The sequence below is a fragment of the Nitrosopumilus sp. S4 genome, assembly GCF_054515835.1.
Genome location: NZ_CM137258.1, coordinates 269,725 through 285,509, shown reverse-complemented (window position 1 = coordinate 285,509; position 15,785 = coordinate 269,725). Strand labels below are relative to the sequence as shown.

At 36.5% G+C, this 15,785-nt stretch carries 10 protein-coding genes and 1 tRNA gene; 4 read left to right on the top strand and 7 right to left on the bottom strand.

Going from position 1 to position 15,785, the window contains the following annotated elements; genetic code table 11:
- Positions 1 to 132: 132 nt before the first annotated feature.
- Positions 133 to 345 carry a hypothetical protein gene (locus tag ACX119_RS01430; RefSeq protein WP_459351384.1) on the bottom strand — a complete coding sequence of 71 codons (213 nt, stop codon included), beginning with the start codon at positions 343 to 345 and terminating at the stop codon, positions 133 to 135.
- A gap of 113 nt (positions 346 to 458) precedes the next feature.
- Between ACX119_RS01430 and ACX119_RS01425 the strand changes: the two genes are divergently transcribed.
- From ACX119_RS01425 to ACX119_RS01410, 4 genes are all read left to right on the top strand, one after another.
- Complete coding sequence (locus tag ACX119_RS01425; protein ID WP_459351383.1) at positions 459 to 1,724, top strand: MBL fold metallo-hydrolase; 1,266 nt, start codon at positions 459 to 461, stop codon at positions 1,722 to 1,724.
- A 1-nt stretch (position 1,725) separates the two neighbouring features.
- Positions 1,726 to 2,568 carry a DNA-3-methyladenine glycosylase 2 gene (locus ACX119_RS01420; protein ID WP_459351382.1) on the top strand — a complete coding sequence of 281 codons (843 nt, stop codon included), beginning with the start codon at positions 1,726 to 1,728 and terminating at the stop codon, positions 2,566 to 2,568.
- Positions 2,569 to 2,601: 33 nt separating this feature from the next.
- Positions 2,602 to 2,676, top strand: a tRNA-Arg gene (locus ACX119_RS01415).
- Between the two features lie 40 nt (positions 2,677 to 2,716).
- Complete coding sequence (locus tag ACX119_RS01410) at positions 2,717 to 3,067, top strand: hypothetical protein (RefSeq protein WP_459351381.1); 351 nt, start codon at positions 2,717 to 2,719, stop codon at positions 3,065 to 3,067.
- Here the strand turns inward: ACX119_RS01410 and ACX119_RS01405 are convergent.
- The 6 genes from ACX119_RS01405 to ACX119_RS01380 all read right to left on the bottom strand — a co-directional run bounded on the left by ACX119_RS01405 (position 3,064) and on the right by ACX119_RS01380 (position 15,783).
- Complete coding sequence (locus ACX119_RS01405) at positions 3,064 to 3,525, bottom strand: cupredoxin domain-containing protein (RefSeq protein ID WP_459351380.1); 462 nt, start codon at positions 3,523 to 3,525, stop codon at positions 3,064 to 3,066. The genes ACX119_RS01410 and ACX119_RS01405 overlap by 4 nt on opposite strands.
- 51 nt (positions 3,526 to 3,576) lie before the next feature.
- Positions 3,577 to 5,163 (bottom strand): cytochrome b, encoded by a 1,587-nt coding sequence (locus ACX119_RS01400; RefSeq protein ID WP_459351379.1) that lies wholly within the window; start codon positions 5,161 to 5,163, stop codon positions 3,577 to 3,579.
- Positions 5,147 to 5,752 (bottom strand): twin-arginine translocation signal domain-containing protein, encoded by a 606-nt coding sequence (locus ACX119_RS01395; RefSeq protein ID WP_459351378.1) that lies wholly within the window; start codon positions 5,750 to 5,752, stop codon positions 5,147 to 5,149. The genes ACX119_RS01400 and ACX119_RS01395 overlap by 17 nt, the downstream gene beginning before the upstream one ends.
- A gap of 46 nt (positions 5,753 to 5,798) precedes the next feature.
- Entirely contained in the window at positions 5,799 to 9,593 is a 3,795-nt protein-coding gene (locus ACX119_RS01390; protein ID WP_459351377.1) for a S8 family serine peptidase, read from the bottom strand.
- A 31-nt stretch (positions 9,594 to 9,624) separates the two neighbouring features.
- Positions 9,625 to 10,593, bottom strand: coding sequence for a methyl-accepting chemotaxis protein (locus tag ACX119_RS01385; protein ID WP_459351376.1), 969 nt, complete (start codon positions 10,591 to 10,593; stop codon positions 9,625 to 9,627).
- 108 nt (positions 10,594 to 10,701) lie between these two features.
- Positions 10,702 to 15,783, bottom strand: coding sequence for a hypothetical protein (locus tag ACX119_RS01380; protein ID WP_459351375.1), 5,082 nt, complete (start codon positions 15,781 to 15,783; stop codon positions 10,702 to 10,704).
- Positions 15,784 to 15,785: the final 2 nt, after the last annotated feature.

Here is a 15,785-nt window from a genome sequence, read left to right as displayed (position 1 = left end):
CAATACTGCTTGGAGACTATTTAAACCATGATTGAAATTCATAACCCTGTTATGAAATAGATCGACGAAAAAATGTGCCCAGAATTTAGTTACAAAAATCCAAAAAACAAAAAGATAACGTGTTTTGCACGTTTATTTTCTCATTGCATCTATTTGACCAGAAGTAACCCAGTCAAGTAATTCTGCAGAAGAAGGATTTAGGTCTGCTTTCTTATTCATCAGATTGTTAACCCAAATCCAGTTAATTTGGTTAAGGAGTGGTTTGTTTGCTTCGTCACCAGCACGTACTTTAGCGACGACGGCTTGATCTTGTTGTCCTAACCAGTCTTGGAAGCTTCTTCCCATAAGGATCGAATCTTAGCTTACACTAATTAAAGCTTTTGTAGATTCTATGACAGACATAATGATCGGCCTAATGCTAAGAAGGTTTTAACGTCGTCTTAAAATCACTTTAATTCTTGAATGTTAAAGTTTTAGGAGCTGCAAATGAAGTTGGCAGATCTGGGTTTTTAGTGGATTGTAATGGAACTAATCTGTTACTAGATTATGGAGTGTTATTTGGAAGGCGAGGAACACCTCCTCAATATCCTGTTCATGTAAAACCGAAGGATTTGGATGCAATAATTATCACACATGCACACCTTGATCATTCAGGAAATGTGCCATCTCTTTTTGTAAGCGGAAATACTGATGTTTATGCAACTCCTCCAACCTTTGATTTATCAAAATTATTAATTGAAGATATGTTAAAAATTGAAAAAAATTCACATCCTTTTGACATTCCTGAACTAAATAATATGATGAAAAACGCCAAAGAGATTGGGTTTAAAGAAAAAATTACTAAAGGAAATGCAACTTTTGAATTAAGAGAGTCAGGACATGTGATTGGAGGAAGTACAGTATTAGTGGAATCTGAAAAAAAGCGTCTGTTTTACACCGGGGATATAAAGACAAATGGTTCTAGAATGCTTCGAGAGATGGATTTGGATATTGGTGAGATTGACTTGCTAATTACAGAGAGCACTTATGCAATGACTGAGCAAAGACCTAGAAAAGAAACTGAAAAAGAATTAATTGAATTTGCAAATGAAGTAATGGACAGAAAAGGAACATTGTTTATTCCCTCGTTTTCAGTTGAACGATCTCAAGAAATCGCATGTATTTTAAAGAGTGCCAACTTTAAACATAAAATCATCATGGATGGAATGGCATTAAAAGTAAATGAAATAATGTTTAGACATCCAGATTATTTACGAGATCCTAAAGTTTTCTCAGAGGCAATCAAAAGTGCCGTATCAATCAGAGAACATAATGAAAGAAAACGTGCAATGGAAGAACCATGTGTTGTGATTTCACCAGCAGGAATGTTAGTTGGTGGGAATGCAGTGTATTATTTACAACAACTTTCATTTGATGATAAAAATGGAATTGCTCTTGTCTCATATCAGGGAGAAGGAACTCCTGGTAGAAAATTACTTGAAACTGGAAAAGTTTCCTCTAGAGGTAAAGATATCCATGTCACTGCCGAAGTAAAACAATTTGATTTTTCTGGGCATGCTGATAGAAATGAATTATTTGATATGATCAAAAAGATAAAGGGAAATCCTAAAGTGTGTACTGTTCATGGAGACACTGAATCATGTGAATTATTTGCAAAGGAAATTAATGAGAAATTTGGATTGGAGACTTTCTCACCGCAAGTAAATGATGTAATTTCAGTCTAATATGCAAAAAAAGTACACAATTAATGTAGATATTTCAATTAATAGTGGCCAAGTTTTTCTTTGGAGAAAATATCAAAATTATTGGTATGGAGTCAATGGACAGGATGTTCTAAAGATTGATGAGTCAGGTAAAATAAAATCCTATGAAAATAAATCCATTGATTTTTTTAGAAACAAAGACAATACAGAGCAAATAATAAAATCAATTTCGAGAGACAAAATAACAAAAAATTCTGTAAAAAAGTATTTTGGTTTAAGATTAATGGATCAGGATCCTTTCCAATGTTTAATTTCGTTTATTGTGTCTTCAAATTCAAATATTCCAAAAATAAAACAAAGCTTAGAATATGTTTGTGCAAAATTTGGAAATAAAATAAAATTTGATGATAAGGAATTTTTTTTATTTCCAACACCTGAAAAATTATCACAAGTATCAATAGATGAAATTCAGAAATGTGGAGTAGGGTACCGTACAAAATTTATCAAAGAAGCCGCAAAAATGATTATTTTAAAAAAAATAGATTTTGAGGAATTAAGAAAAACAAACTACTCGGAGGCTAAAAAAGAAATTTGCAAAATTCCAGGAGTTGGAAACAAAGTGGCTGATTGTGTACTATTATTCTCATTAAACAAACTAGAATCTTTTCCATTGGATAGATGGATGATTAAAATTTTAGAGAGATATTATTCGGATGAATTTAAAATTAATACAAAAACTATTACAGAAAAACAATATGAAATATTACATGAAAAGATTGTAAAATATTTTGGTCCCTATGCAGGTTATGCACAACAATTTCTCTTTAAAATGGAAAGAGAGAATTACAAAAAAAAGTGGCTGTAAACCCTTAAAATGGCAATTATTTGCTATGTTTTTGGGCCTATAGCTCAGCATGGATAGAGTGTTGGACTTCTAATCCAATGGTCAAGGGATCGAAGCCCTTTGGGCCCGTTTAACAAAATTATTTATTCTAAATTAATCAGGTATTTTCGTGAAGGATATAGATTTTAAATTAAATTCTACGGATATTCATCCAAATTCAGAGATAAAGGGGATAATTTCTGTATCTTATCCAGGAAGATATGACGGAGTTGTAATTAATACTCAAATTTCAGATTCAAATGAGCACATAATTTACAAGTCATATAATGGAAAAAACATATCTCAAAATGTTTCAAGATTATTTATCAACAAAGATGTAATGCCTGACAATACTGCAGAATTTACTGCATTAATTAAATTTGAACCAAAGCAAGAACATGAGGTAAAATTTAGAGCATCAATTATTGAGCAACACAAAGAGATTGAGAGTCAGATAATTTTTGCAAAATATTCTATCTAGAATCTACTCTTTTCTACAACAACAGAACCAGTCATCCAAGGATGTGGTTGACAGTGGTAATGAACTTCTTGTGGTTCTGTAAACAGGAATTCGTATGTATCACCAGGTTTGAGAACACCTGAAGAACCAAAGTCACCACTATAGGTATCTGCGTGTCTGTGATCAGGAGTTACAGTATGTGCTGTATCATCCAAGTTTTCCCAAATCACTTTATTATTGATTGTCAATAAGACTTCGGCTTTATTTGGAACATAATTTTCATTTCCCTCAATTACTGCACCTGGAACTATTTGAATAATCAAATCTTTTTCTGGATGTAAAATGTGATCATCAACTGAAGGTTTTGCAAGGGATTCTGGAAGATAGAACGAAGTGTAAAAAACTACAGTAGCAGACATCCCAATAATTAGTGCAATAACTCCAATCCCATATGCGTGACTGGATGTAGGCGCACTCATAATTTTTTTAGTCTCTCAAGTTCTTATAAAGCTTGTTTAGGATTTTTGAAATCATGGTTTTGGAATATCATTTGATCCTAAATTTGGATTAGTACTTGCACCAGTTCCTAGATCTGCTTGTGTTTTTGGGACTGAAACCTCCGGAGCTAATTCTTTTAGTTCCGGTTTTGTTTCTGAGCCAGATTTTCCTTCGGGTAATTTACTTGGTTCAGATGAAGCAGTTGGCTCGGTAAGTTTTGGTTTTTCATCTTGGGTTGGTACTGGTGGAGGTGGAGGTGCATTCTTTTGCTGACTCATTGCATATCTGTAGACATGGAAGAATGCAGCAAACACTAGAAGTATAATTCCAATAAAGAATAGTGAAACGTTCTTCATTCCAGTCAGTGCTGCATTGTAAGCTGCAATGTTTAAGAATACTTGGAATGCCAATAATGCAACTAGTACCCAGTTTATCCATTTTTCTGAGAGATTGATTGTTGCAACCTTCTTTGGACCAGTACTTTTTGCAAGTTTTGATTTTCTTTCAGCTTCATTTGCAAGTTTGATCATCATATAGGTAAATCCGAATCCCAATGGAACCATCAAGATCATAGTAGAGTAGAAGAATATTGGATCAATAACCAAACGCTCTACTAGTGGAACTGAGATATCTGGTGAGATATAGAATCCCCAGTATGTGGTAACCATAATTTGTGCAAGACTAGTTATTCCAAATGCAGTAATAATTGGTCTATCTCTCCAAGAGAATTTCTTGTATCTGTCAATAAATGGAATCAATACAAATGATATGATAAACAGTAATGGCCAAAGTAGTCCTGTGACAAATTTATCGTATTGAGTTCTCATAAATGCATAGATTCCTGTAAGATACCATTCAGGAACTGTAACTCCAGGCGGTACAGTAGGCTCAAACTTGAAGCCCAAATCAATAGGGAAGACACCACCAGTAATTAGAATTGCACCGCCAATTGCCATCACCATTGGAACATCAAAGACTAAGAATCGTGGGAAGTGAACTGCCATCAATCCTAGCATTACTACTGGAAGTAAGAACACATGTTGTGCATAAAATCTCAATACAAAGTCTGAAAATCCACTTCCAAGCGCCGCGTCACGAATTGTCGGTCCTGCAATCGGTATAGATGTAGTTAATGATGCAGCTATACTAATTGCTAGTTCTGCTCTTTCACTAAAAATAACATCATATCCAGTAAAGGCTTCAAGAATTGTTACAACTCCAAGAATGACACCAGTCATCCACAAGACTTCATTTCTTATTTTGTATCGTCCACTAAAGTACTGATAGTACATGTGAAGAACAGCTAAAAGTACCATTGCATTAGAACCATGATAGTGAATGTTTCTAATGTGAAAGCCAAATGGAACTTCATCATTAATGAATTGAACACTATCCCAAGCTCTATCTAATATCGGTTGATAGTAAAACATGAGAAGAGCTCCAGAAACGCCTAGAATAATGAATACAATAAAAGTAAGCATTCCCAAGAATCCAAACGGACTTACAAATCTAGCTGGAAATGAAAACTTGATTCCGGTAAAGATGGTTCTATCTACCCCATCCCATAACCAGTAGAAGAAACCTACAGCTCCTGTTCTTCGTTTAAGCGAAACGGCCATATCCTATAACTCCATTTTCATATGCATCAAACTTTGGTGGTAAAATAAAAACAAATCCATCTGAATCAATCTCCAAAGTTAATTTAGCTAATGTGTTTGATGGTGCAGCTTGTACTGATGCAGGTCCGATAAAAGCTGTTCCAGTAACAGGATCATACATGCTTCCATGACAAGGACACTCACCTCTTTTTCTTCCCTCATCTGGCCAATATTTCCATAGACACCAAAGATGTAAACAAATCATACTATAAGCTCTTAATGCACTAGTATCTTTTTTTGCACCACCCAATTCTTCTGGAAGTCTAATGAACTGCCATTTACGGAATGCTTCTGCATCAAGTGCAGCATCGCCAGTTGAAGGATATGTAATTACTTCAGCATGATTAACAGGATAAGTGTTGATATTTGCCTGAGTTCCATCAGGTAAAATTACAGGAACTTTTTCTAATGAAGCCTGGTTTGGATTTGGCATGAAATTGCCAAATGGGACAAATGGTGCAAAAGCTAAGCCAGTACCTGCAGCACCAATTAGTTTTAGAAAGTCTCTACGCGATAATCCGCCAGACTTTTTTGTCCCCAGCTCTGACATTCAAGCTGACGTACTCGCCAAATTGCTTATAAACCTTGTTCAACATTCAAGGAGATTTTTGTCTAATGATAAAAACACAAACAATTCCGATCGCAATTCCAATGACTAGACCAATTGCAATACCTGTGATAAGTGAAGAACTAGAGGTTTCAACGGTAATTGGTTGTGGAGATAATATTTTTGTTTCAGAAATCATATCAGAATCGTCAACAGTAGAATTTATTGATACTAATTCTACTTTACTAGGTTCTAGTGAAATTATCATTTCAGGTGAGATATTGGTAAATTTTGCCGCTAATGTAATTGGTTCAGTTGTAGAATTTCCACCAAACAATGTTGAATGAGTTAAAATTGTATATGTTCCAGTTTGGTTAATTGGGATATACAACACTGTTGAAGTATCATCTTTATTTTTTACAGGAAAGAATCCACCGCCTTGACTAAAAATAGAATTTCCTAACCAATCAAGTGATGCCCAACCAAGAAAATGACCAAATACACCAGAAGGAACATTTGTTTGGATAATTTCTCCTGTTGGATCCATAACAAAAACTGCTAGATTAGTATCATCATGTTTCCATGAAAGCTCAATTGATGCAGAATTAACAGATTCATTTTGAACATCAAAATAAAATTGACGCCAATCACCTGCCATGTATCTATTAACCATATCAAATGCGCCTTTTGTGTATCCATTTCCATAAAGAATATCATCGCTTTGTTTTCCTTTTATCAAAACTACAGAGTCATTTTCAGTAATTGGGTGCTTGACAACAATTGATACTGGAGTATTCACAGAATGTTTGTCACTTTCAAATTTTAAAAATCCCTGATAGATACCTGTCTGCAGATCATTAGGAACAACAAGTGTAACATCAACGTTTAGAGTATCTTTTGGTGGAACTTTAACAGCCTGAGAGTCTGGCCAAATCATTGACCATTTTTGTTTTTGATAGTAACTAGCTGAAATTGTATAATCCATTGAAGTTGAATTTTGTTTTGTATCACCTAGCCAGTAAGAATATCTAGTTGGTACAGGATATACACCAACTAAGGGTGTTCCTTCAAATTTTTCTGAAGGATCTGAAACTCTTAATTCTTGAACAGTTCCCCAAGAACCAGCTCTATTAACTAGAGATAATTCAGAACTTGTAATTTTTGTATCATTGTTACTATCAATCCAATCATAGAGATATAATGAAGAAATTTTGATATCATCTGCATACACCTTTGCAGTCTCATTCATGAATTGACTAAATGGAAAATTTACATTTAATATCATCAAAGATGATTCTTCAAGAGTAGGATTCTCTTTGTTGTAATAATCTCCAAGTTTCGTAGTATTTTTGACATCAGATAATTTAACATAGTTTGGGATAAAAGCATCAGTTTTATTTAAAATTGAATCTTGCTGACGAACTATAGTTGTTCCATTATATTGTGTTTTTTTAATTAATGAAAGCATTTCTGATTTTACATCAATTGTTAATGTTTCATTTGTTGGATTTTTTATTGTAAATGTAGCTGTAGTTCTTTCTCCAGGTAACAGTTGCCCTGCAAACCAACTAGTCATAGGAAAAGATTTCTCTGAAAGTTGGAATTTATCAAATCCTAAAGAAGTAGCATTGAATTTATCAATTGCAGGTTCAAGGATTTTTTTAATATTCTCATATGATTGATGATTATATACAATAAATTTTCCATCAGTACCATGAACATAATTTAATGCTGATTCAATATTTGCAAGACCAGACCCTTGAGTAAAAGGATCATTATTAAGATCAGTAGCAGTCGACATTAGAATATTTTTTATCATAAAAGAATCATAATCTTGGGATTCCTTTTTCATTTCTTCCATTATAATTGCAGTTATTCCGGATACAATAGGGGCTGCCATGCTTGTACCACCAAATAACGAAAAAGATTCAGCCTTTGAGTCTTTGTTAACCTTGATTACATTTGATGGTGTAAATCCATGTGCTCCAATGCTCATCACGTCAGGCTTTGGATCTCCAATTGTTCCTGGACCTCTACTTGAAAAATCAACTACATGATTGTAATGAGATGTATCATTGCCAAATCGTGGTTGATCTTTGAAGGGGCCATAACCTACAAACACGTTATTAGTTGTTGCACCAACTGCTATTCCAAATGGCGATGCATTTGGCAATCCAATCGTTCCATATCCATGTCCAGAATTTCCAGCACTTGAAATTATTGTGATGCCAGGATAATTTTCATCCAAAGAGTTTGGAGTTGCAAGTACACTTAGAATCAAAGACAAAACATCCATTCCAGGTGATGCCTTAAATGATGGAAAATTTGAAACTCCCCAGCTATTTGAGATAATATCTACTCGTGGTTTTCCTGAAAATTTCCATTCATGGTTTTTGTTTTCAAATCCTGCAGCCCACAACCATCCGTATACAGTATCACCAAACCAAAGTGCTTTGATAGGAACAATTTTTGCATCAGGAGCTACGCCCGTTATAGAATATTTTTTAGAGTTATTGTAAATATCATAAGTCTCATGACCACGTGAAGCAATAGATGCTGCACTTGATGTTCCATGACCCATAAAATCAGCCATTACTCCAAAAAATTCTCCATCAGGATCTAATGCAGGAAGCAATGTGCCATTAACTGCCTTTAGGACATCATCAACATCAGTAGAGTTATTTCTAATTACCCCATAAACATCAAGAACTTGTGCACCAAGTGTTCCTGCACTGTAATCATTTTTTCCATCTTTGTTAGAATCATAAACAAAAAATTCTTTTCCACTACCCAATACAATTGGTTTTTCATCAGTAAAATCAAAATCATAGTTAGGTTTTTGACCAGATTTTAAATCAAATCTAGTATAATCTTCCCAGGAAGTACTAAGATCAGGAATTACAGTATCATAAACTCCTGCAATAAAAGAATCTACTACAAGGACAGGTACAACTTGTATTCTAGCTAATGGTCCTTGTAAACCTCCTTGATAAATTACTCCAAGATGATAATTTCCACTTTTTGATTTAATATAGTTTCTATTATCATGACCAATTTTCATATCCTCGGTAAGAGTACCATTAAAAATTACTGTCGAGCCAAATTGAGGATAAAATGAATTATAAATTGGAATTTGGCTTCCTTTACCACCTTTAGAAACATCAAGAAAAACACCATCTTTTGTAACATATGCTTTTGAAGTCATATCTGATGGTATTGGCTTAGAGTAATTTCTGATGATTTCATTTTTGTCAATAAACGCAAAAAAAGTTGCATTTGTTAGAACAATTCCTTGTCCATCAGGATCTAGCATTATTGGATGATTAATTTTATCTCTGGCAAGTGAATGTTGAATATCAGGATTTGAAAAATCAACTCCAGTATCAACAATACCAATTAGAATGTCTTTTCCAGTTGCACCATATTTTTTGTTTGATTCACTTGAACCTGTAATCATGCCAATTCTTGACGCATCTTGAATAGTTTGGTTTGATGAATGGTAATCTAATTTAAAATCTTCAACTACATGATAACCTTGAGAGACTAAAGACGAAGCAGTTTTTTCTGAAAGAACGGAAATGTAAAAAAACCCATTATCAGAATTAATTCCTGTAATTGATTTATTTTTTATATAATCATCTACATCACCACTCCCAAAAATCAGATATCTTTTAAGATTATTTTCAGTAAAAAAATTGGAATCGATGTTAATAATACCTGTATCAAACATCATAGAATTTTGCATATCATTGACTTGGACTAAATCACCAGGAATAGATGCAAAAGAATTTGAGAATACAGAAGAGAAAAGAAGAATAAAAAAGAATAAAGCCGCTTTGGGCATTAGTTAATTTTTATTTCCAGCATTATTATAACTATCTTCTTCTAGCAATTATTGTTATTTGTAGTGCAACTATAATTCCAATTGAAGCAATAATCGGAAACAATAATGAGTTTAGTTGTGATGATGCCTCACTGATAAATTCCACAGATGTAGAAATTGTTCCAGTACTCTCATCAATTTTATCACTTGCTTTTGCCAGAGTATTGTCAAATCCTTCAATTTCTAATTTTAATACATCAAGTTCACTAGATGTCTCATCAAGAATTGAATTTAGTTTAATAATTTGTTCTGAAATTCCTCCTAAATCTTGACTAAGTACATTAGTTGCAGCAGATCCATGAGATGTTGTTCCCTGACTAAATGCAACTACATGAAATACATGTGTTCCAACTTCCCTAGGAGTATAATCCACAAAATACAATCCCTGATGTAAAGTCTTAAAGGAGCTTGATAGTGGTACAGATATTCCTGATGGAAGATGAACATGTGTAGTTCCAAGTAATTTTGTTGGCTCATTTCCAATTAACAATCCATCACTTGTTGTCTGCACAAAAACTCTAATTGGTTGATTTATTGCTGCAGTTTCTGGAGCAAAAACTAGTGTACTTACAAATCGCTCAACTGGTACATCCAGTAGTTCAGTAGTTGATGAAAACTTTACATCAATTTTTTGAGATAACCCATTTTGTTCAGTGCTAATTACCTCAACAGTATATGTCCCAAATGGAAAATTTGTAGATGGTTGGGGCCATGTAAGTATATTGTAATTGTATGAACCATCTTTTTGAGTTGTGATTTGATCAAACTTTGCAATTGTCTCATCAGGTGCAAAAAGTCGAATTATCAGATTTTCTTCAGGTAATCCTTTTCCATAAACTTGTAGATTATGCGAAGGTGCGTAAACTTTACTGTTTGTAGTCAAGTCCAGTTCTGAAAACGAATATGGCGTATTAACAATCATTAAAACAACTAACAGAGAAAATAAAATTTGTAATTTCAATTTATTTAATTCTCATAGTTCTCCTAGATATTACTTCTGGAAAAATTGTCTATAACTTACGTTAAGAGGTATTCAAAAAAAGAAAAAAAGGGTAATGTGAACTAGTTTTTAACTTACAGTAATTGTTGTGCTGACTGGTGGTGATAATGCCGTTGGATTATCAACAGACTCCCAAACAAATGCAGTTGCACTATAAGTGCCTGCTTGAGTTGGAATCCATGATAATGCTGGGCTGAATGATTGACCAGCTGACAATGAACCTGTAATCCATGCTAGTGAGACTGTAACACCGTTACCATCCTGGATCTGTACCAAGTATGCAAATTGTTGCTCTCTATCCTGACCATTTGCTAAGTCTGCACTGATTTGCACCTGTTGATCTACTTTAACAGTGCTTAGACTGTTACCGAAGGCATCAACGGTTCTCAAGTTAGCAGCTGGTGCTCTCTCGAGAGGTGGTACAACAGTACCGATTAGTGAAGTGGCAGTGATATCAAGTTCATCTGCAGTTGTGTATGGATCAGGTAGTGTATTGTCCTCATATTCTGCGGTGACAGTGTCACCTTCTGCGACTCTGAGTCTGTGACCAGAAGATTCATCAGTTACTGTGAAGAACACAGTTCCCTCGAATATTCCAGTTGCCTCATTAGTCTCAGTTACAGTAAGGTCAATACCTCCGGCATCGGAGTCAGACCACACATCGACATCGAAGTTGTCGACGGATTCTGGATCTAAGTTCATGTCTGGATCAATTATTCTTACAACACCTGTACCGCTAGCTGGATAGCTTGCTTCAAGCCACTGAACCTCACCGATGTTCCATCTAATTAATGATGAACCGACTACAGTTTCATCCTCTGAGAATTCAAAGGATACTGTAATACCGTCATCATCAGAAGATTGGATGAATCCGCTAGTTGGACCAGAACCTGTGGTTCTTGGATTAGTATCCTGTCCTGCGGAATTACCGGTTGATGATTTACCATCTGCGTCATGCAAGAAACCAGTAAGGATAACCTCACCAGTAAAGATGCCGGTGTCAGTACCAGTTTCTACAAGTTTGTAGTTATTTAGTTTGTGGCCTCTAGTTGAGATCTTTATAGGATCTTCAGCTGAGTTTCCAATTTCGTCAACTAAGTTACTATCAAAGTTGTGATCTGGTGCGACGATGGTAATGTATACTTTATCAGTCCATGAGTAGACTTTTTGGTCAAGCTCTACAGTTGCTCCGAAGTTTGAAGTAAAGATTGTCAAGTTGACATCTTCGTCTTCATCACCTACAAAGTCAGATCCGGATGGACCCCAGTCGGTATACTCGAGGACAATTTCTTCTCCTCTTTCTAACTTGTCACCAGCTAATATCTGAGGAATCTCGATAACAACCTGGAAGATACCAGTGCTGTCACCTGTTTCTCTGAAATTAAATGGCTCTGGATCGAATTGAGTTGATTGACCGCCCTTTGTACCCATAGATACAGTTGCGGCATCAGAATCCCATTCGATTAAGTCCAATGAGTATGTCTCAGCCTGGTCATTGTCCAAATCAAGGTCTGGCTCAATGAGGGTCAAGATCATATCAGATCCGATAATATACACAGATTTGTCAGATTGCAATACACCGTTTCTTAGGTCAAATGTAGCAGAGTCTGTAACAGTATTGACATCACCGGATGCATCGGCTGGATCAGTGTATTCTACTTGGAGAATATCTCCTTGTAAGATACAATAATCAGTTCCTGCTGCTGGTAATTGGTCAAATCTCTTCAAGACATCTGTTCCTGCTGTACCGCCAATTGACACATATGATGTAGTGTCTGGGCATGTGGCACTTGCTGGACCATCGGTATATCTAATGAGTATGTCAGCTTCGAATATTCCTGCGTCTGGTGCAATTTCATCCATTGGACCAAATTGTCTGATGTTTGTAGACTTGGTAGCATTGTTGTTTCCAACATCTATCTCGCCTGCAACTACAGATGGACCGCCGGCATAACCTAGTACGACTACTGATGAACCTCTGATAACAGAGATTTTAACAGGTCCTACTGGATCTGTGCTTGCGGTATTTTGTGCAATGGAGTCCTCACCACTTGCGGATATATCGAAGTCTGGGTCATTGACTCTAACGTGGACAGTTAGACCACCTTTTGCTAAGAATTCACCAGTTGTCAATCCACCTGTACCGTCCATGCCGGATTGGTGTATTGGGAAGACGGATCTTCCAGAAGGTGTTTCTAAAGTAGCAGAAGGTAATCCTACAAATCTATCTGGAATACCAAATGGTACTGGATAGACTGTTCTGTCTAGACTAACTGAACCGGTGTTTGCGCGTACTCCTGCGCCATCACCGACTTTGATGATTTCACCAGATGCGTCTCTAAAGTCAACATAGTCAACTTCAATATCGAGACCAGTGACAGATTCAGCTGCTAAAGCAGTTGATCTGCACCATGCTGATGGAATTTGGAAGTCACCAACAAAGATACCAGTTTCTGTACCGGTCTCAACTAGAGTAAATCCAGTTGCGGCAAGTCCTGTATCAACTCCTGCAGGTAATGTACAGGAGCCACCTACGTTGGCAGCACTCCAAACTATTCCATCAAATGATACATCTAACAATCTTCCTAGGTGTTCACCATTAGATAATGGAATAGATAATGTGCCATTGGCAAGATTACCTACAATATCTCTGTTGGGATCACCAGATGCGGAGACTGTGGTGTAAATATCAATAAGATCAGAGTCTACGTTAAGGTCTGCGTCTTCTAGTGTAATTGTAACTGTGTCAGCATTCTTGTAACTGGATTTATCAAATGATACAATACCAGAGTGGGATGGGGCTTCTACTTGATCAGCTACTTGTGTTGATACACCATCGGCACCTAAGTCAAGATAATTGACTCTTGGAGAGTCCTCATCTGTTAGGTCTTCAATTACGATGAAACTTGGATCATCGGCAATTGGAGAAATGCCTAGGTATGTACTTGGATCAAGTATGTTAAGCTGATTGATCATGATATACTCCAAGCTACCTACAAAGGTACTTGTGTTATCACCGGTCTCTTCAAGTTCCAATCTGATGATCTGGTTGGCAACTCTTTCAGTTGATTCCGTTCCATCATTTGTGAAACCGAAGCTAAAGAAGTCTACAACGACTGCATCATTAGCATTTGGTTCTCCACCAGTTGTTGCCTTTATAGCAAGTCCAATACGATCCGTGGATGTAAGGGACTGTATATGGTCAATTGTACTGTTGGATAACTGTGTGAGTGATTGAGATGATACGCCAGATGCAATTAGATATGCAAATGTTGTTGATGTCAAATTACCAGTAGCATCAGAGATGACATCAGTACCAGCAGAGCTGTTTAGCAAGTAAACACTGTATGGTCCTGTCATGTTTAGACTTCTAACATCTAAGTTAAGGAAGCTAAATCCACGAAGTTCATCTTTGTCTAATACGGTACTTTGTAAGTCAGCTGCGTCAGTCTCAATATCAAATGCTAATGTATCAACTACTGTACTACTTGTTGAGTTAACTAATGCTCTTTGGCTGAATGCCTGTACTGTTACATCTGCTGCAACTGCATCAGATGGTGTATTTACTAAAGTTCCATGGTGTAATGTACTGTTAGTGGCATTTGCAAAGTATACAGCTTTTGCGACAGTGTCAGAACCTGTTCCTACTTCTCCAATTGTAAATGGATCACCAGTTCTAAGAGCTGGGATCAAATCTACTGCTGGGTTGTTAAGATCAAGGTCTTCATCTGCGCGGCTGTTTTTGTTAGCATCACTGTCAACAAGAACGACTGGCATCTCTTCACCAGAGTTCCATTCGTCATCAGTTGGTTGCATATCGATTGTTGCGAATCCGAATCCTACAAGAATTGTAACTGGGCTTTCGTTGTAATCAATAGATGCAGATTTACCCCTTGGGGCTGTTTCTGCTACTTTGATTGCAGATGTATCTGACTCATCATAAGTTCCGAATACACCACTGTTTGGTCCTTGTTCAACTACGGTAATTGGAAGAGAACCTGCTGCGATTCCGTTTGTGGAAGCAGTAGCTGGGTTCTCTGAACCACCTTCTATAATTGAATCATCGTTATCTTGAATGGTAACGATTGCAGAACCTGTGGATTGTACGTCTGGATTTAGTATGAGTACACAATTGTCTTCACACATCAAGTTTGATAATTGTGATGTGATGTCGATGGTACCGCCTTGTACGGCATTACCGGCATCACCACCATTTTCATCAAAGACTTGATAGAATGTGGTAGAGTTTGTGCTAGATGCACCCCATGTCCAAGAGTCCTCATCTGTTGGGTCAATGTTGAGCCAAAGATCAGTAATCGTGGCATGGACTTGGGAACCTTGTGGATAAATTGCTCTATCTAAGCTTAGTCCGGCAAAGTTGTCAACAGTGTCAAATGTGAGTGTTGTTGTTTGAGCACCACCACCTTTGTTGTACTGTATGACTACGTTACCAGTTGGGTTTAGATTGTATAGTTGAACGAATGGCCATAGATTTTGTTGACCACCAATCTGTCCAGTTGGAATACCGGAAGCAGTTGATGGTGTGTTCATAGCTTTTTGCTCTCTGACAACATTCATGTTATCAATTAAAGCATTTCCTGAGGTTACAGCACCACATGAAGCAGTGATTGTTCCACTGAATGGAACACCAACACCGCCACCGTTAGCACCTAAACCTTTTGGTTCATCAATAGCAACACCAACTGTCTCGGTGAATGTTATTGGTCCACCGTTAGTGTTGTTGCTTGAAATTGTTAATCCATTGCTACAAAACGTACCAAAGTCTAATCCTTGTCCTGCGACTGTTGTTGTAGAGTCTGCACGGACTGCCATGTTTCTATCTGCAAAGTATCCATACCAGTTACCGTCTACGGCTTGAATCATTCTGAGTTTCTTGCCGTTTACAGTAACGTCTGGTTCACCTTTTGCCTCATTGGTATCATTGATATCACTATCAATGATTACGACCTCAATTACTTGAGGTCCTGACATATAGTTATCAAACTGTGAGTTTTCTGCGGATACAAAGAGGTTGGCGTTGGCAGCATGTGCAGCTGGCATTACACCAGGAATTGCAAATGTCATACCACCGGCAACCATAATTGTCATTAATGTAAGACTAGTTATTTTACGTCCTAATTCGTTGTTCATGT

What these genes read in the sequence shown, in the direction of transcription:
- ACX119_RS01430 (WP_459351384.1), bottom strand. Translation starts at nt 345, where the DNA reads ATGGGAAGAAGCTTCCAAGACTGGTTAGGACAACAAGATCAAGCCGTC.
- ACX119_RS01420 (WP_459351382.1), top strand. Translation starts at nt 1,726, where the DNA reads ATGCAAAAAAAGTACACAATTAATGTAGATATTTCAATTAATAGTGGC.
- ACX119_RS01405 (WP_459351380.1), bottom strand. Translation starts at nt 3,525, where the DNA reads ATGAGTGCGCCTACATCCAGTCACGCATATGGGATTGGAGTTATTGCA.
- ACX119_RS01400 (WP_459351379.1), bottom strand. Translation starts at nt 5,163, where the DNA reads ATGGCCGTTTCGCTTAAACGAAGAACAGGAGCTGTAGGTTTCTTCTAC.
- ACX119_RS01395 (WP_459351378.1), bottom strand. Translation starts at nt 5,752, where the DNA reads ATGTCAGAGCTGGGGACAAAAAAGTCTGGCGGATTATCGCGTAGAGAC.
- ACX119_RS01390 (WP_459351377.1), bottom strand. Translation starts at nt 9,593, where the DNA reads ATGCCCAAAGCGGCTTTATTCTTTTTTATTCTTCTTTTCTCTTCTGTA.
- ACX119_RS01380 (WP_459351375.1), bottom strand. Translation starts at nt 15,783, where the DNA reads ATGAACAACGAATTAGGACGTAAAATAACTAGTCTTACATTAATGACA.